The following is a 16,003-nucleotide window of genomic DNA, read 5'->3' as shown; positions in this document are numbered from 1 at the left end:
GCTTCCGCGTCTCACGGCTTCCGTGAGGTGATCAGCTGCGTCACCCGTCGGACTCCGCCGACGGGATGTAGGCACCCGGCACGTCGCCCGGCGCGTAGATCTTGCTGTCGCCGGGGTACGCCTTGCTCCAGTTGTGCGTCTGGTACCACGTGAAGCGGTCCATCTGCTCGGGGTTGGCGAAGTCGGGCACCGCGTGGGGGCCGGTCAGCCGCTGCTTGGACTTCCAGGCGTCCCACTCCGCCGCGAGCGGCTTCTTGTCCGCCGGAACCTTCGACGACGGCACGGGCGCCGCCTTGGGGTTCTGCGGCGCAGGCGTGTCCACGCCGCAGGAGGGCGGGGTCGCACCGTCCGTCAGCGAGGTGCGGTTGGGCAGTGCCGTGAACGGCTTGTCGTCCGGCTTCCCGGTGAACACCCCGGACATCGGGGTGGCCGCGCTGTCCAGCTGGTTCATCGGGTGGATCCCGAGGATCTGCTCGATGGTGCGGATCATGGTGATCTGCGAGTAGTAGTGGTTGTCGACGGTGGCGTGCTGGGCCCAGGGGCTGATGACCTGGATCGGGGCACGGTGGCCGTCGACGTGGTCGAGGCCCGCCTGCGAGTCGTCCTCGACGACGAAGATCGCCGAGTCCTTCCAGTACTTGCTGTGCGAGATCTGGTCGACCACCCGGCCGACCGCGAGGTCATTGTCGGCGACCTGGGCGGGCGCGCTCGCCGAGCCGCCGGTGTGGTCGTTGGAGAACCAGAACATGTTCAGGGCAGCCGGACCGTTCTTCTTGAAGTCCTGCTGCCAGATCTGCTCCTTGTAGATGTCCGGGACACTGGTGTCGAACTTCGGGAAGCCGGGCACCGACACGTCGTTCAGCGACGGGATCGCTGAACCCGTCTGTATGGGGTAGGCGGTCTTCTGCCCGGTGGCTTCCATGTTCTTGGCGTCGCAGTACAGGTTCTGCCAGGACGCGCCGGACGGCTTGCTCTCGAGCGTCTGGAACTCGCCGTAGTCCTTGACGGACTTGCCGGCCGCCTGCGCACCGGTCCAGATGAAGCCGGACCTCTGGTGGCCGAGAGCGTCGTCCTCGGTGTCGTAGCTGCGCACGTACTCACCGGCCGAGGACTCCGTGTACTCCGGATTGTCGGCCTGCATCAGCCAGTTGTGGCCCTCGGCGGAGTTCGTGCCGATGTCGTACGTGTTGTCGTACAGCCCGAACTGCTGGGCCAGCGCGTGCTGGTTCGGCGTCACGTTCTCGCCGAACTGCGTGAGCGACGGATCGCCGTTGCCCTGCGCGATGTCACCGAAGACCTGGTCATAGGTCCGGTTCTCCTTGACGATCAGGAAGACGTGCTTGATCGTCGAGGGGTCGCCGATCCGTACGGGGACCGGCACCGGCTTCTTGTGGCCCTTGGCCTTGGCCATCTCGACCGAGTTCTTGGTCCAGCCGTTCTGCTTGAACACCTTGGCCGTCTCGGACTTGACGGTCCTGTCGTCCGGCAGCGTGAACTGCGTCAGGCTCGACGTCGTGTCGTGGGTGCCGTGTCCGTTGCCGGCGGTGGGGCGGCGGGCGTCGATACCACGGGTGTTGGAGACGATGACATTCTTGCCGACGGTGGTGATCTCCGAGGGGAAGTAGTCCGTCGGGAGCAGGCCGACGTACCTGGCCGGCTGCTGCGGGGAGGCGTAGCGGTAGACGGCGACGGCGTTGGCGCGGCCGAGCGTCACCAGCAGGCGGCCGTCGTCGGTGAGCGTCACCGCGTCGGGCTCGTAGCCGACCGACGCCTCCGGCCACGGCCGGGTGTCGATGGTCTGGACGACCTTGTTCTTCTCGGTGTCGATGACCGACACGTTGTTGTCGGCGGTGTTGGTGACGAACACCGTGCCCTTCTTGGCGTACACCGCGGTCGGGTGCAGGCCGACGTCGATGCTCTCCGGGGCAGCCTGCGGGTTCGCCAGGTCGATGACGCTGACCGTGCCGGTGGTGGCGGCACCGGTCTTGGGATCGGCCGGCACCTGGGTGCCGTAGGAGTTGATCGTGGTGTCGCCGGGCCTGGCCGGACGCCCGCCCTCGTTGCTGACGTAAAGCTTGTTGCCGACCTCGGCCATGCCACGCGGGGCGTTGCCCACGGACCAGCTCTGCTTGATGGCCCCGGTCGCCGCGTCGAAGGCGACCACCCGGTTCTGACCGTTGACCGCGGAGTACACGGTGGAGCCGTCGGCCGAGAACACCGCCGCGGCCGCCAGCGCGTGCTTGGAGCCGTCGGCCGGGATGGAGACGGTCACCGGGTCGGAGAGGGCGCCGTCCGCGTTGACGGTGTACTTGGTGTAGCCGTCGGTCTGGCCCAGCCACAGCTGCTTGCCGTCGGGCGAGTAGGCCGGGCCCTCCTGGCCGACGTTGCCGGACTTGCCCTTGATGCGCTGGGTCACTTCGCCGGTCTTGAGGTCGACGACGACCAGCACGGTGTTGGCATCGGTGACCGTGGCCGCGAGATGGGTGCCGTCCGGGCTCACCGAGGATGACATGATCTTGCCGTCGTTGATGACGGTGCGGTGGCCGTACGGGGCGATGTACTGGTCGCTGGAGATGACCTGGCCGTTGGCGGTGGTCTGGCCGACCTGCTGGGTGCCGAATCCCTGCGTCTGGGCGACGGCGGTGCCCGTGATGGCGAGAGCGACGCCGATGCCCGCCACCGTCACCAGAGAGGTCCGGCGGCCGACGCGTCTGCCGAAAAGGCTGATCTGCTTGTTCTCGTAGTCCCGGCGCTGCCGTGTGACCTGCATTCAGTTCCCCTTCGAGGTGGTGTCGAGCAGTTCGACGTTGCTGTCGAACTGCCACAGCGGGTTGGGTGCGTCCCCGGTCGGGGTCCGCACCAGGAAGTAGCCGTTCACTTCCTTCGGTCCGTCGCCGTCGGCCACGTACCGCCCGTCTGCGGTGACGTCGAGCTGGTAGATGGCCGTCCCGGTGGCCGTGACGCCGGGGAGGTGCCAGGAGACGACGCAGTGCCAGTCGTTGCCCGGCCCCTCGGCATCCCTGTCGACGCCGCCCTTGTTGCACGCCGCTGTGGCCCGCAACTGCGCCTCGGTGACGGCGGGACGGTGGAGCTGCTGGGTCTGGATGCGGTAGAGGTGGGCGAACGCCGTGGCAACCGAGCGCTGTACCTTCTCCTGCTTGATCCCGGAGCCCGTGGCGCCCGTCGCCCCGGCGACGATCCCGAACGTCACGGCTGTGAGGCCCACCAGCGGCAGAACTCCAGCGGTGAACGCACGGCGTCCCGAGCCCTCGTCGGTCGGATTGGTGAAGTCCCGTCGCAGGAAGAGCAGGTACGCCAGCACTGTCGCGGTCATCGCCCACACCAGACTGACCGCGATACCGGTCAGGACGGGGGCGAGCTGCGCGGAACTCGTGAACAAGCCGTTCCAGGCGATGAAGGCGTACCCGGGCAGGGCGAGTCGCATGGCGACGGGCAGCGGCAGCATCTGGGCGAGCTGCATCGCGAGCGCGACGAGCGCGGGCAACAGCAGCCCCATCGGAGACCGCCCCAGCACGACGGACCCGAGAAGCCCGATACCGGCGAGAGCGAGTGTCGGGGCCAGTACGCAGGCCCAGGCGAGCAGCACCCTGACTGCGGCGTCTCCCGACGTCAGCAGATGGCCGTCGAGGCCGACCAGCGGCTGGTTGCCGACTGCCAGGACCCCACCGGCCGCGCTGGAACCCGCCAGCCCGATGACGAGCAGGAGGATGACGGTGAGACTGGCCAGGGCCTTCGCTGCGAAGATCCGCCGAGGCGACCGCACCGCCACGAGCAGGTGACGCCAGGTTCCGAGCCGGTCCTCGGAGGCGAAGACGTCACCCGCGACCAGCGAGGTCACCAGCGGAAGCGCCCAGGTGCCCGCGAAACCGAGCACCACCAGCGGTCCCGCCCACCCCGTTGCGTTCATCCAGCGCCCGAAGAGGGTGTCGACAGGCAGAGTGCTCTGCCGGCTCACCACCGCGACGAAGAGTGCCGGTACGACCCAGCAGGCGAGGACCAGCAGGCGGATCCGCCATTGCGAGACCAGCTTGACCAGTTCGAAGCGGTAGGCGCGCGCCACCGAGACGCGATGGACGGCTGGCACGTGGCCGGTAGTCAGGGTCGCGGTCATCGACTGGGCCCCTGCTGTTCGGTGAGGGCGAGGAACGCGGCCTCGAGCGGTGACCTCACGGGGGCGAGCTCACGCAACGCGATTTTCGAGTGCACGAGTCGCACCACCAGTTCGTCGAGGGCGGATGCCGGCGCGCGCACGACGAGCACCGAGGCCGCGTTCCGTGTCCCGGAGCCGTCGACGACCCGGACCCCGTCCGTATCGAGCGCCAGTCGGCGTGCGGCCTGCCCGTCGGAGGTGAGCAACCGGTAGTCGAGTTCACGGTTCTCGGCGGCCAGTTTGCTCAACGGGCCCGAGAAGACCGCCCGTCCGGCAGCGACGATGGTCACCTCGGAGCACAGGGCCTCGAGATCGTCCATGCGATGGCCCGAGAGCACGACGCTGGTTCCGTCCGCCGCCAGCTGGGTGAGAACACCGTGCACGTGGTTCTTGCCGGCCGGGTCGAGACCGTTGGCAGGTTCGTCGAGCACGAGCAGCCGGGGCTTGGTGAGCAGGGCGGCGGCGAGCCCGAGCCGCTGACGCATGCCCAGGGAGAAACCGCGAGCCCTGTCGTCGGCCACATCGGTCAGCCCGACTTGGCCGAGCACGTCATCGATCCCCGCCGTCCGCGCGTCGTGACCGCTGAGCGTGGCCAGGGCGGCAAGGTTCTGCCTGGCAGTCAGCGAGGGGTAGAGAGCAGGCCCGTCCACAAAGCCGGCTACGCCCTCGGGAGCGGCGTGCGCCCGCCCGACCGGCACGCCAAGGATCTCAAGACTGCCGCTGTCGGCGACTGCCAGGCCCAGCAACAGGCCCAGCAATGTCGTCTTGCCCGCACCGTTCGGTCCTACCAAGCCGTGGATCTGCCCCTGCCCCACGTCCAGAGCGATGTCGTCGAGAGCGACGACATCGCCAAAACACTTGGTGAGCCCGCGCGCCCGGACTGCGAGGAGTTCGTCCATGAGTCCCTTCTTCCAAAACCTGAAAGGGACGTTAGGAGGGGCACAAGAAGCCGACAGGGACAGCTCCTTGACGTTCAGGAAACAGCCGGCGACCGGACGTGTACACGACGAGGCGGCGTCAAGTCCGGCTCGACGGCGGGCTGAGGGCTGCGGCCGGGGCGCGGGTCGCGGTCGCCGGGGTTACGAACCCTCCGTGAACGCGGTGGCGTGGTCGGTGGCCCACTGGCGATACGTTCGCGGCGCCGTCCCGAGGATGTCGGCCACCGCAGTGGTGACGTACGCGGGCTGACCGACCGCCGCGCTCCACGCGGCGAGCAGCATGTCGACGACCGAGCTGGGCGCCGTGCCCTCCGACAGGCTCCGGAACTCGTCCGGCGTCATCTCCTCGAATGCGAGCCGGCGCCCCAGGGCGTCTCCGATGATGCCCACCTGCGCGGCCTGGGTCAGCGAGGCGGGGCCCGTAAGGACGTAGTCGCCTCCGACATATCCGTCCTCATAGAGCGTCCGCGCCGCGACCGCTGCGACGTCGCGGTCGTCGACCGGCGCCGTCTCGGCGGCGCCATAGGGCCACCGAACGGCCTCGCCCGCCCGGATCGCGGGCGCCCACCAGGCCAGCGAGTTCGACGCGAGCATCCCCGGTCGGATGATCGTCGGCTCAAGTCCGGTGGCCGCGATGAGCCGCTCGATGTCGGCGTGCAACACCGCCATGGGATTGGGCTGCTGGAAGAAGGGGTGCGGCGTCCGGTGCGGTGAGGAGAGGAAGACGACCCGCCGCACATGGGCCGCCAGCCGCTCGACGACTGCCGCGGCGGTCTGAGGCGGGGCGGTCCAGACCAGGAAGACCGCACCGGCGTCATTCAACGCCGGGTCGAGCGACTCGGGCACGGTGAGGTCGCCGGTGAAGACCTCGACCTCCGCCGGCAGGGTCGCCGCCGCCTCGGAGCGATGGGTGAGGGCGCGGACCGGCACTCCCGCGTCGAGGAGTCGGTCGATGACGACGCGGCCGATCCGGCCGGTCGCGCCGGTTACGAGCACGGGAGGGCTGTCTGGCTGATTCATGCCGCCCATGGAAAGGGGTTCTCGCTAAAAAAGCAACTCGGTTACGAATTTTACTCTGGTTGGGATGGGTGAGGCCGGGCCGCCGCGCTGCCCGCAGATGGACGCTCTGCGTTCGTGGGGTGATTGGTGCCGGTCCACGATGGTCCCGACGCACTCGGCGGGCAGGGAGAGTTCGATGGACGAAGACAGGGAGCGCGACGGCCACCGCCGGGACGGCGGGCCGGACGGCGCCCGGGCACGCCTCGACCGCAGACATTTCCTCGGCGCCGCCGCCGCGGGTGCCGCCGGCCTCACGGCGGCGCTGGTGGCCGGATGTGACGCGTCGTCGGACCGCCAGAACGCCGGTGCCTCGCCCCACCCCACCGCTTCCAGCTCCGCAAGCGAAGCCCGGTCCGCCGCCGACGCGGAGCGGGCCAGGCCCGGCAGCCCGGACTGGCGGATCCGTTCGCAGGGCCCGCCCGAAGCGGTCCAGGGCTACACCGACAAGGTGAGCGTGCTGCCGGGCGAGGAGTTCGGTCTGCACGTCTCCACCACGGCACCCGGCTTCCGGGTCTCGGCCTACCGGGTCGGCTGGTACGGCGGGGCGCAGGCCCGGCTGGTCTGGAGATCGGACCGAGTGGCCGGAGAGCACCAGCCGCCACCGCGGCTGGTCTCCGGCACCCGCAGCGTACGGGCGGACTGGGGGCGCACCACTGGCGTCCGTACCGAAGGCTGGACCGCTGGTGCGTATCTGCTCAGACTCGACGCGGAGAACGGACACCAGCGTTACGTCCCCCTGGTCGTCCGCTCGGAGAGCGCCCCGGGCGCGACCCTGCTGATGCACGCGCCCGCGACCTGGCAGGCGTACAACGCATGGGGCGGGTACAGCCTCTACAAGGGCGAGGACGGCGCGTACACCACACGCTCGCTGGCCGTCGGTTTCGACCGGCCGTACGACCTGAACGGCGCCGAGAAGTTCATGGTCTACGAGCGGGCGGCGGTGGTCCTCGCGGAGCGGCTCGGTATCCCGCTCGCCTACACCACGGGAATGGACATCCACTCCGCGCCGTCCGTGCTGCAAGGGGCCACGACGGCCGTCTCGCTCGGCCACGACGAGTACTGGACCGCGGAACAGAGGCGGCATGTGACCCGGGCGCGCGACGCGGGCACCAATCTGGTCTTCCTTGGCGCCAACACCTGTTTCCGCCGGGTCAGACTGGAGCACGGGCCGTCCGGCACCGCCCGCACCGTGGTCTGTTACAAGACGGCGTACCAGGACGACCCCGATTTCACGGACCACCATGGCCTGCCGACCCAGGACTTCCGCCAGTCACCCGCCGCGGATCCGGAGTCCTCGCTGACCGGTGTCTTCTACGAGGGATATCCCACGGACGCGCCGTATGTCGTCCACAGCGCGGACCACTGGCTCTTCGAGGGGACCGGGGTGGGGAAGGGCGACTCCTTCAAACACCTGGTGGGTGTGGAGTACGACCGGGTCACCCCGGGTGCGCCCACCCCGGCGCCCCTGGAGATCCTGGCCCACTCCCCACTCGTCTGCAACGGCCGGAGCAGCCACTCCGACTCGGCCTACTACACGGTGCCGAGCGGCGCCGGCGTCTTCTCCTCCGGGACGATGCGGTGGGTCGAGGGCCTGACCGCCGGGACCCCGGACGGCGGCCGTGACCACGGTATGGACACCCGGACGAGGGCCTTCGTCACCCGTACCACGGAGAACCTCCTCCGGGCCTTCGCGACCGGACCGGCGGGGAAGGACCGGCCGGTTCCGAAGGCCAACGTACGGAGCGTGTACGCGACCTGACCGGCGCCGCCCCGCACCGGTGGCAAGGCCTCTGAGCATTGAAATAACTGGGCTAATGCCGATGCGGGGTTGAGCGAGACACACGTGACGGGTGATCGGTCGGCGCGCCCGCCCTCGTGGCTGACTTTCTGTGGCTGAGGCCAGAACCCCCACAGTCATGAGCACGCCACACATGTGAGGGTCCCGCCCCTGCCGGGCTGACTAGGAGGGGGAGCCTCTATCGGCCGCGCCCAGCAGGGACGGGAGTCGGGTGGGTCATCGCGGTGAGGCTCCTGAGCGAGCAGGGCGGGTCACGTCCGGCGCCAGGTCCGCCAGGGGCGGGTGATGATCTCCCGGTAGGTGTGGTGGGACGGGTTCTGGCCGCAGTGCCGCAGCACCCAGTCCTGCGGTTCGGCGAAGTCCTCGCTCGTCGGCGACTTCTCTCCGTCCACGGCGCACTGCATCGCGTACAGGACCGGCTCCGCGTCCGGCTCGCGGTCGGGCTGGAGCGTCCAATTCTCGTAGCGCAGGACCGAGCGAGGGGTCACCGTCCCCACCTCCGGTTGGCCACGGCCACCTTCGCGCTCAACTCCTCCGTCGGAGTCGGCGTACGTACGTCCTCTGGCGGCACGTCCCACTCACGGCCACCGCACGGCGGTCGAAGCTGCACGTACGGCCCCACATGCCCCATCACCACGCCCACCTTGCCGCTCCGCCGGTCGACCACCAGGGCGCCGGCATCGGGCGAGACGGTGTGCCCGTCGGCATCAGGGGCGGGGGCCTTCATCGTGACCACGCCGGCGAGGCGGTCCGCGACCGGGCGTCCAGTCGCAGGGCGGGAACACATGGGGTGGCGCTCATTCGCACGGTGGCGCTCCTCAGCGGCGTTGATGCGTGCCCCTGCGCCTGTTGGTGCCGCAGGGTCGGCACCGATCCTCACGCAGGTCACCGGGACGAAGGAACCTCCACCAAACCCCACTCCAGGACGTCCTGCACCGTGTAGAACGTCCCTAATGCCGTCCTGAGACGAAGGGGGAGACTCGTGCCGAACGAGAGACTACGAGCCGTCATGGCGGCGGGAGGCTGGACGTACGCCGCACTCGCTCAGCAGGTCGAGGTCGACCCCAAGTCGGTCGAGCGCTGGGTGAACCTCGGGCGTATCCCACGTCGTGCCACCGCCCTCCAGGCGGCCAAGGCCCTGGGAGAAGACGTGCACGCACTCTGGCCGGCGCTCCGCCAGGCCCGCCCCGCCCGCGCCATCAGCCCCGAACTGGTGGCGCTCTACGAACAGCGGGCCGACATCCCCGTCTCGACGTTCACCGACCTGATGGCCCAGGCCCGGGAACGGATCGACATCCTCGTCTACGCGGCCGTCTTCCTCCACGAGGCGTACCCGCGGCTGAACGAACTCCTCACCGAACGCGCCGCCGAAGGCTGCACCGTCCGCATCGCGATCGGTGACGCCGACAGCGACAACGTCCAAGCCCGCGGCCAAGAGGAGCGGTTCGGCCACGGCATCGAATCCCGCTGCCGCCTCGCGCTCATGCACTACAGGCCGCTCGCCGGCACCCCCGGCATCGAAGTCCGCACGCACAGCACCACGCTCTACAACTCCCTCTATCGCGCCGACGACCAGCAACTCGTCAACGCACACGTCTGGGGCGTCAACGCCTACGCCGCCCCCGTATGGCATCTTCGCCGACACGAGACAGGCGGCATGTTCGACACCTACGCCGAGAGCTTCGACGCCGTGTGGACGACGGCAACCCCGGTACAACAGGAAGGCTGACCGTGGCCCGCACCGAGTACTACGACGACCCGCACGCGCCCAAGCCGAACAGCATGGTCGTCGCCGCATCCGCCGTCGTCACCGACGACCACGGGCGCATCCTCCTCCAGCGCCGCCGCGACAACGACCTCTGGGCACTGCCCGGCGGCGGCATGGACCTCACCGACTCCCTGCCAGGCACAGCCGTCCGCGAGGTCAAAGAGGAGACCGGCCTCGATGTCGAGATCACCGGCCTGGTCGGCACCTACACCGACCCGAAACACATCATCGCCTACACCGACGGCGAGGTCCGGCGACAGTTCAACGTCTGCTTCACCGCCCGCATCACCGGCGGCCAACTGACAATCTCCGACGAGTCCACCGAGCTCCGGTTCGTGCCGCCGGAAGAGATCGAGCAGCTGCCGATGCACCACACTCAACGACTCAGGCTCCAACACTTCCTGGAACAGCGCGAAAAGCCGCACCTGGGCTGAACTGGCTGACGGCAGTAGCGACGGCAACACCCACGGATTTCCCCGCACAACCACGGACACCAGTGCGGCTACGCATCGCCGTGGGCCTGAACTGACCCACGAGCCTTCGGCGTCCCCGATGTTCAAAGGAGCGTTCGCGTGTGTCACTGGAGCACCTCGGCCCTATTGCCACGGTGTGGAAGACGACGTCTTCTTCATCGGATGGCGTGGTCACGAGGAACTGCCGACGGGCCTGACCTTTGCCGATCTGATGGTTGCTCCCGTCGTCTGCCCCATCCCTCCCCGGTTCCCCTTCCGAAGAGGCCCTCGCGCTCCTCCGACAGGTGACCGACAGCCGGGCACCGCACGCGGTCAGCGTCGGCGTTCCCGAGGAGCCTCCCGCCAGGTTCGGGCAGCCCGGTGAAGCGGCCCTGCTCGGAAAGCCGAGGGCGGCGTCCCGGGCCGGATGAGAACGAGGGGCTCCTACGTCGTTCTTGCGCAACCTCGTCATCCGGTACGAAGCGAGGCCGGCGTCGGCCGTGAGTATCCCCGGGACGGGTGAGCCTGGCGAGGCGTCATGAAAGTGGCCTGAGCCACCACAGGAGGAACCCGCCGAGCAGGAGGACCAGGCACACAGCGAAGTTGGTCCGCCGGTAGAGCACAGACAGCGCGACGAACTCACGGATCGTCGCACTGGGCCAGAAGTAAGCGGCCGTCGGCGCACCCACGACATGCCCCCTCACTCCTGCGCGGCGGGCGGACACGGCAGCGCGGAAGGCGTGGTAGTTGCTGGTGACGATCACGCATCGGTAGTGCGGACGCGCCTTCTCCATGAGCGTCGCGCTGAACCGGAGGTTCTCGTCGGTACTCGTCGACCGGTCCTCACGCTCGATCGCGCCGGCTGGGAATCCACGCTCGACGAGGTAGTCGGCCATGGCATGCGACTCGGGCACCCTCTCGTCGGGTCCCTGCCCCCCGGATACGAGAAGTACGGGCCGTGCTCCCCGTGCCGCGATCCGCTCGTAGAGCTGGCGGCCCCGGTCGAGCCGGCTCCTCAGCAGGGGCGGCGGCGTCGCTCCGCCGGTCAAGCCCGATCCGAGAACCACCACATAGTCGGCCTTGCGGGGGACGTACAGCCGTCCGTAGACAAACGCATATCCGAGATAGCAGAGGAACAAGAAGCCGATGTAGCTGGACAGGGCGGCAGCGGTCGCCGCCATGACCAGCAGCGTGTGCTGCTGCGTGGCTGCCGCTGTGACCAGAAGGACCAGCACGCACACCAGCGCCATCCCGGAGAGCAGGGACAGCAGATTTCCCGGACTCGCCCCCTCCTTGCGCACCATGACCACTCCGTTGGCGAGCAGACAACAGGCGAGCGTGATTACGCCCAGTGCCAGCAGGGCCGTCAGAGCGACTACGACATTCTTCGCAAGGGCCGGATGGTCCCGGGAGAGTTCGACCAACCACGCCGCGAGGGCGAGTACCAGCACGAGACCGAGCAGAACGGCATTGCCGATCCGGCGGCGGTCCCCCAACACCCGGGCGCAGAACAGGAAGAGGAGCAGCGCCGCCGGGAGGTAGATCAGCATGTTCCACAGGGTATCGGCCTGGAGGAAGGCGAAGCGGAGCCGGTTGGACCGGCTTCCCGTGGGAGGCCGTCATCTGACGTTCCGCCCCTGATGAGGTGTCTGCTGCACTTCTCTGCTTTGCGTAGGCCGGCTTCTCACAGGGATCCTCTGCGGCAGCTGTCCCGGCGGGCGCCCACCGGGACAGTGGAAGGGTGGGGGAATGGATACCGTGAGTAGGAACAATGTTGTGGTCACGGGCTGTGTGGCCGGGCCGGTAGTGCTGCTTGCGCACGGGTTCGGCTGTGATCAGAACATGTGGCGACTGGTCGTCCTGGCACTGGCGAGGAACACCGAGTGGTTCTCTTCGACTATGCCGGCTCCGGCCGCTCGGACGCATCAGCGTGGTGTGAGGAGCGCTACAGCTCGCTGGATGGGTACGCCCGGGACATCGTGGAGGTCTGCGAAGAGCTGGACCCGCGGGACGTGGCCCGGGTGGGGCATTCGGTGAGTGCCAGCCGGTGCGCTCGCGGCGGCAGCGGCACCGGAGCGGATATCCCGGCTGGTAATGATCGCTCCTTCCCCCCGCTACATCGATGACGACGGCTATCGGGGCGGATTCAGCGCCGAGGACATCGATGAACTGCTGGAGTCACTGGAGTCGAACTACCTGGGATGGGCGGCGGCCATGGCTCCAGTGATCACGGCCAATGCCGGCCTGGACCGGGTCTTCACGCTCTACCCCGGACGCCGTCACCGCCACTGGCCCGCAGCTACCGGGCCGAGCCACGAGCGGTATGGAAGGTGCGTGAGCGGATCCTCCTCTTCGCTGATCCGAGGTACGCCGCCAGTTCGGCGATCGTGGCACCCTGGCCCGGGGTGGTAGCGAATTCCGCTTTGAACTTGGCGAGGGTGACGCGTAGTTCCTGCAGCGCCTGGGGACGTGGACGGACCATGTGGTGTCGCGGACGAATCGCTTGAGCTCGCCGGCGATGTAAGGAACAGCGACCGCCCTCGTCAGACCTCGCGCCAGCGGGCGTTGGCCCAGGACAAGGCTCCGAAGGCCGCCAGGCCGACTGCAATCAGCGCCAGCAGCCAGGGGCCCGCGGGCGTCTCGCTGAATGAGCGCAATGTGTCGTCCATGCCTTTGGCCTTACCAGGCTTGTGCTGAACAGCGGCCGCGACGGCGAAGCCGCCCGCGACAGCGAAGACAACACCCCGGGAGGCACCTCCGAACACCCCAAGGAAATTAACCACCTTACGGGTGTGTGCCGACATCTCAGACATCTTGAGATGCTTATGGAACTTGCGCAGGAACGCCCGCACCGCGATCCACACACCGGTTGCGCCCACCGCGACGCCGGCAACGGCGACAATCCACTGTCCTGCTGGCCAGTCCAGCGCCTTCGCCGTGACGTCCTGGGAGTTCTTGTCCGAACTGCCGCTGCCGCTGCCCTTGTCGCCCGCAGCGTAGAACAGCACGGAGCAGGAGACGAAGGCATAGAAGACAGAACGGCCCACAGCCATCACCCTCTTGCCCGCCTTCTTGCCGTACGGGCCCGCCTGTCCGAAGGCGGCTTCCGACAGCCGCCACAGCGCCATACCCGCCAGAGCTATACCGAGCAGCCACAGCAGGACAGTGCCGAAGGGCTGGTCGGCTATCTCTGCGATCGCCCCGCCCCGGTCCGCCTGTTTGCCACCGCCGTCGGAAAACGCAATTCGCAGCGAGAGGACACCGATCAGTACGTAGATGACCCCTCGGGCGACGAAGCCCGCACGGGCCCCGGCCGAGACCGCTGTACTGTTCGCCGCGCGCTGGGCCTGACCGCGTCCGCGTGTCGTTGCCGATCCTGTTGCCATACCGGTCTTGTGCCCCCGCACGAGGATGCGATCCCCAGAGGGGGCCTGCCACGTTGTCTACCTGGCCATCGTCGAGAAGGGGCAACTACGACACCTACGTGGAGTGCTCACCTGTGGAGCGAAGGCACTCGTCGGCTCGCCGGGCTTCAGCCACCGCTCCCTCGGACCCATCGGGCCGGATACGAATTGCGGCCACTGCTAACCGTGAGCTCGGATTTCTCCCAGGAACCAACCGCTCACCTCATCCAGCCCGATACGGAACAGCCCCCCGTGCTCCGGGAACGAGGCCCCGTCGCTGACAACTTTGCCGCCGTTCAGATGGAGGTAGCTCCCGCCGCTCTCGGGCTGTGCTTGCGCCCACGCGAAGTCGGCGGCGAAGACGCTCGCCCGGCTCTCCGATTCGGCGAGTTGCTCGGCGATGTGCTCGGCCCAGACAGCATGTTGCACCACCTCTCCTGTGATGGTGGTGCCCTTCACCACGAGCGTGATCGGCAGGGCGAGGCCCTCCCGCTCCACTCGGTCGGTCAGCCTCTTCAGTAGCGGATCCACATTGCTCATGCCTGGACAGTAGCCCGGCACCAGCACAGAGGCGAGGAGTCGCTTCGCGCTGTGACCTGCAGGACCTGTCACGGCAGGCACCTCACCGCGCGGCTGACCCAACGTCCTGGCTCGCCGGTTGCCGCCGTTTCCACCGACGCTACGAGCGCAAAGCCGAGCACTTCCTCGCCTTCACCAGCATCGCTTGCACCCTCATCTGCTACCGCAGACTCACCAAATGAGATGGCGTCCAAGGAGACCTGATGGCGCACGGGACCGACGTCGGCCGTTGGCCCCCAGCGGACCGGCCGGGCCTCTCCGAAGAGCAACACGACCGCCTGGCGGCACTGGGGGTCAAGGCGCCGGATGTGGAGGCTGGTGGTGGAGGCGAGCGGGTGCCGAGCTCGCCCGCCGCGCGCACCGTGGCCTGGGGACTCCGGTTTCTGGTGCGGGGCTTCTGCGCGTTGGAGGTGGAGCCGCTGGAAACCGGAGCGGTCGAGCCCGTTCACCCCGCTGGCTTGGCCGACCGGCGGCGGCCGCCACCGTACGCATGACCTCGAACCTCTGGTATGCCGTCGTCAGCGACCACTACGACCCGGCGGACTCGGCTGGGACGGCACCACCCACGGCACCCTCACCCTCCCTGACCCGGCCCTGCGCTCCCATATCGGCCGAGGGCGTCGACGGGCGGTCCCAGCCGCCACGCCCCAGGGAGCGGGAGCCAGCGGCCGCGGTTCGGTGCCCCCAAGGGTGTTGATGCGGATGCTTTTGTTCGGGGTGACGCCGCTGTGTTCGGCCTCGCTGCTCGTCGTCGGCCCGGGTGGTGCACCTGCCTGGGCGGGCCCGCTCTCCCGGCGACCCTGAGGCCATCGCGGCGGGAGCCTGTGTGGCCACGGCCGGGTTGGCTCTGTTCACGAGGTTTGAGAATCTGGCACATAGTTCGTGAGCGGTGCTGGTGATCGCAAGGTTCGCGAGCGAGGGGTTTTGACTGGGGGCGGATGAGTTTGTCTGGCCTGACTTTTGCTTCGTTGATGATCAGCACTGCCACAGGAAAGAAGCCTGGGCGCAGGGCCCGCAGGCGAAGGCGAACGCTGTGCCGCAGCCGCCGAAGTTCATTGCCGTGGAGTGATCCGGTCCCTCCTCGAGCTGTGCGATCAGGATCATAGGCTGGGTACAGGTCGAGCATGTGGGTGTCTCGTTGCCTTGAAGCCAGTCGGCTTGTCCGCCGAGCTGTCCCAGGATATTCCGCATCCTGTTTCCGCTGCGCTTGCCCCATTCCTCGCGTGCACTGAAGTAGTCGGCGGAAGGCGAGCACACCAGGGTCACGGCGTTGACGGCCCCGAGGCGGAGCACGTCTCCGTCTCCGTTCGACTCGGGTGCGGCCATCCTCTGCAGCGCGTCACAGGGGTAGAGCAGAGCGCGGTTACCGCCGGCCGTCGGACTCCACTCCTCGCACATGCCGGGATCGTTCTGGCACATGAAAATCGCCAGGACGCGGTCGGCCCGGGTGTCGGCTTTGCCGACCGGGCGGCCCATGCCATCCAGGAGTATCTGGGCTAGGAACTGCATCGGCCCACTGCACGTCGCGCAGCTGGGCCATGACGCCCCTGCGGGGGCCAGCGGTATTCCTCCCGTGCGCGTGACCAGCGCATCGGGCTCGCCTGGTCCTGCGTAGGTCATCAGCGTCGTCGTCATGGGGCCGGACCCTACGACAGCCCACCGACACCTCATCGGGCGAGGGAGGTGAGGCCCCCCGGGGCACGTGGTTGTACTTGGCGTCCGCTTCGCACTTACTGGAGGCGCCGGAGGTGACCGTGGGATCGCAGTAGCAGTTCTGCGTGTACAGGAACTGGGTGGTCTTCCCCTCGTACCAGCCGTCGGTGACACCGATGTT

At 68.3% G+C, this 16,003-nt stretch carries 13 protein-coding genes and 3 pseudogenes; 5 read left to right on the top strand and 11 right to left on the bottom strand.

The genetic code is table 11. From position 1 onward, the window contains the following. Window positions 1-40: 40 nt before the first annotated feature. The 4 genes from OG452_RS04965 to OG452_RS04950 form a co-directional block, all read right to left on the bottom strand. Window positions 41-2,770, bottom strand: coding sequence for a bifunctional YncE family protein/alkaline phosphatase family protein (locus tag OG452_RS04965; RefSeq protein ID WP_327294386.1), 2,730 nt, complete (start codon window positions 2,768-2,770; stop codon window positions 41-43). Beyond that, on the bottom strand, window positions 2,771-4,132 hold the full coding sequence (locus tag OG452_RS04960; RefSeq protein ID WP_327294385.1) for an ABC transporter permease: 1,362 nt from the start codon (window positions 4,130-4,132) through the stop codon (window positions 2,771-2,773). It lies immediately after the preceding gene. Continuing rightward, complete coding sequence (locus tag OG452_RS04955; RefSeq protein WP_327294384.1) at window positions 4,129-5,070, bottom strand: ABC transporter ATP-binding protein; 942 nt, start codon at window positions 5,068-5,070, stop codon at window positions 4,129-4,131. Before OG452_RS04955 ends, OG452_RS04960 begins: the two co-directional genes overlap by 4 nt. Before the next feature lie 180 nt (window positions 5,071-5,250). Further along, window positions 5,251-6,129 carry an NAD(P)H-binding protein gene (locus OG452_RS04950; protein ID WP_327294383.1) on the bottom strand — a complete coding sequence of 293 codons (879 nt, stop codon included), beginning with the start codon at window positions 6,127-6,129 and terminating at the stop codon, window positions 5,251-5,253. 175 nt (window positions 6,130-6,304) lie between these two features. Here OG452_RS04950 and OG452_RS04945 point away from each other — a divergent pair, with 175 nt between their 5' ends. Further along, entirely contained in the window at window positions 6,305-7,927 is a 1,623-nt protein-coding gene (locus OG452_RS04945; protein ID WP_327294382.1) for a N,N-dimethylformamidase beta subunit family domain-containing protein, read from the top strand. Window positions 7,928-8,217: 290 nt separating this feature from the next. Here the strand turns inward: OG452_RS04945 and OG452_RS04940 are convergent, their stop codons facing one another. Beyond that, entirely contained in the window at window positions 8,218-8,463 is a 246-nt protein-coding gene (locus OG452_RS04940; RefSeq protein WP_327294381.1) for a DUF7848 domain-containing protein, read from the bottom strand. Beyond that, window positions 8,451-8,693: a hypothetical protein gene (locus tag OG452_RS04935; protein ID WP_405565670.1), complete on the bottom strand. Its 243-nt coding sequence runs from the start codon at window positions 8,691-8,693 to the stop codon at window positions 8,451-8,453. Before OG452_RS04935 ends, OG452_RS04940 begins: the two co-directional genes overlap by 13 nt. Window positions 8,694-8,975: 282 nt before the next feature. Between OG452_RS04935 and OG452_RS04930 the strand changes: the two genes are divergently transcribed. Together OG452_RS04930 and OG452_RS04925 are read left to right on the top strand one after the other, a co-directional pair. After that, window positions 8,976-9,695, top strand: coding sequence for a helix-turn-helix transcriptional regulator (locus OG452_RS04930; RefSeq protein ID WP_327299509.1), 720 nt, complete (start codon window positions 8,976-8,978; stop codon window positions 9,693-9,695). Between the two features lie 2 nt (window positions 9,696-9,697). Next, entirely contained in the window at window positions 9,698-10,168 is a 471-nt protein-coding gene (locus tag OG452_RS04925) for an NUDIX domain-containing protein (RefSeq protein ID WP_327294380.1), read from the top strand. A gap of 554 nt (window positions 10,169-10,722) precedes the next feature. Here OG452_RS04925 and OG452_RS04920 read toward each other — a convergent pair. Beyond that, a complete protein-coding gene (locus OG452_RS04920; RefSeq protein ID WP_327294379.1) occupies window positions 10,723-11,736 on the bottom strand; it encodes a YdcF family protein in 1,014 nt (337 codons plus the stop codon). Window positions 11,737-11,935: 199 nt separating this feature from the next. On the opposite strand from OG452_RS04920, the pseudogene OG452_RS04915 reads away from it, so the two are divergent. Beyond that, a pseudogene (locus OG452_RS04915) lies at window positions 11,936-12,424 on the top strand (alpha/beta fold hydrolase); the annotation flags it as partial. A gap of 103 nt (window positions 12,425-12,527) precedes the next feature. On the opposite strand, the pseudogene OG452_RS04910 reads toward OG452_RS04915, so the two are convergent. The 3 genes and pseudogenes from OG452_RS04910 to OG452_RS04900 form a co-directional block, all read right to left on the bottom strand. Further along, window positions 12,528-12,733, bottom strand: a pseudogene (locus OG452_RS04910) (RNA polymerase sigma factor SigF); the annotation flags it as partial. Further along, a complete protein-coding gene (locus tag OG452_RS04905; RefSeq protein WP_327294378.1) occupies window positions 12,730-13,572 on the bottom strand; it encodes a DUF1206 domain-containing protein in 843 nt (280 codons plus the stop codon). The pseudogene OG452_RS04910 and the gene OG452_RS04905, both read right to left, overlap by 4 nt. Before the next feature lie 198 nt (window positions 13,573-13,770). Then, complete coding sequence (locus tag OG452_RS04900) at window positions 13,771-14,130, bottom strand: hypothetical protein (RefSeq protein ID WP_266851514.1); 360 nt, start codon at window positions 14,128-14,130, stop codon at window positions 13,771-13,773. Window positions 14,131-14,234: 104 nt separating this feature from the next. On the opposite strand from OG452_RS04900, the pseudogene OG452_RS35335 reads away from it, so the two are divergent. Continuing rightward, window positions 14,235-14,351 (top strand): annotated as a pseudogene (locus tag OG452_RS35335) (IS5/IS1182 family transposase); the annotation flags it as partial. A 793-nt stretch (window positions 14,352-15,144) separates the two neighbouring features. On the opposite strand, the gene OG452_RS04895 reads toward OG452_RS35335, so the two are convergent. Next, window positions 15,145-15,804: a hypothetical protein gene (locus OG452_RS04895; RefSeq protein ID WP_327294377.1), complete on the bottom strand. Its 660-nt coding sequence runs from the start codon at window positions 15,802-15,804 to the stop codon at window positions 15,145-15,147. Window positions 15,805-16,003 lie beyond the last annotated feature (199 nt).

Origin of the sequence: Streptomyces sp. NBC_01197, from assembly GCF_036010505.1 — a bacterium.
In the GTDB taxonomy this organism is placed as follows: Bacteria; Actinomycetota; Actinomycetes; order Streptomycetales; family Streptomycetaceae; genus Streptomyces.
The sequence above is the reverse complement of the archived record's forward strand: the minus strand, read 5'-3'. Positions and strand labels throughout refer to the sequence as shown.

What these genes read in the sequence shown, in the direction of transcription:
- OG452_RS04935 (WP_405565670.1), bottom strand. Translation starts at nt 8,693, where the DNA reads ATGAAGGCCCCCGCCCCTGATGCCGACGGGCACACCGTCTCGCCCGAT.
- OG452_RS04900 (WP_266851514.1), bottom strand. Translation starts at nt 14,130, where the DNA reads ATGAGCAATGTGGATCCGCTACTGAAGAGGCTGACCGACCGAGTGGAG.
- OG452_RS04895 (WP_327294377.1), bottom strand. Translation starts at nt 15,804, where the DNA reads ATGACGACGACGCTGATGACCTACGCAGGACCAGGCGAGCCCGATGCG.
- OG452_RS04955 (WP_327294384.1), bottom strand. Translation starts at nt 5,070, where the DNA reads ATGGACGAACTCCTCGCAGTCCGGGCGCGCGGGCTCACCAAGTGTTTT.
- OG452_RS04965 (WP_327294386.1), bottom strand. Translation starts at nt 2,770, where the DNA reads ATGCAGGTCACACGGCAGCGCCGGGACTACGAGAACAAGCAGATCAGC.
- OG452_RS04945 (WP_327294382.1), top strand. Translation starts at nt 6,305, where the DNA reads ATGGACGAAGACAGGGAGCGCGACGGCCACCGCCGGGACGGCGGGCCG.
- OG452_RS04930 (WP_327299509.1), top strand. Translation starts at nt 8,976, where the DNA reads ATGGCGGCGGGAGGCTGGACGTACGCCGCACTCGCTCAGCAGGTCGAG.
- OG452_RS04920 (WP_327294379.1), bottom strand. Translation starts at nt 11,736, where the DNA reads ATGCTGATCTACCTCCCGGCGGCGCTGCTCCTCTTCCTGTTCTGCGCC.
- OG452_RS04960 (WP_327294385.1), bottom strand. Translation starts at nt 4,132, where the DNA reads ATGACCGCGACCCTGACTACCGGCCACGTGCCAGCCGTCCATCGCGTC.
- OG452_RS04905 (WP_327294378.1), bottom strand. Translation starts at nt 13,572, where the DNA reads ATGGCAACAGGATCGGCAACGACACGCGGACGCGGTCAGGCCCAGCGC.
- OG452_RS04950 (WP_327294383.1), bottom strand. Translation starts at nt 6,129, where the DNA reads ATGAATCAGCCAGACAGCCCTCCCGTGCTCGTAACCGGCGCGACCGGC.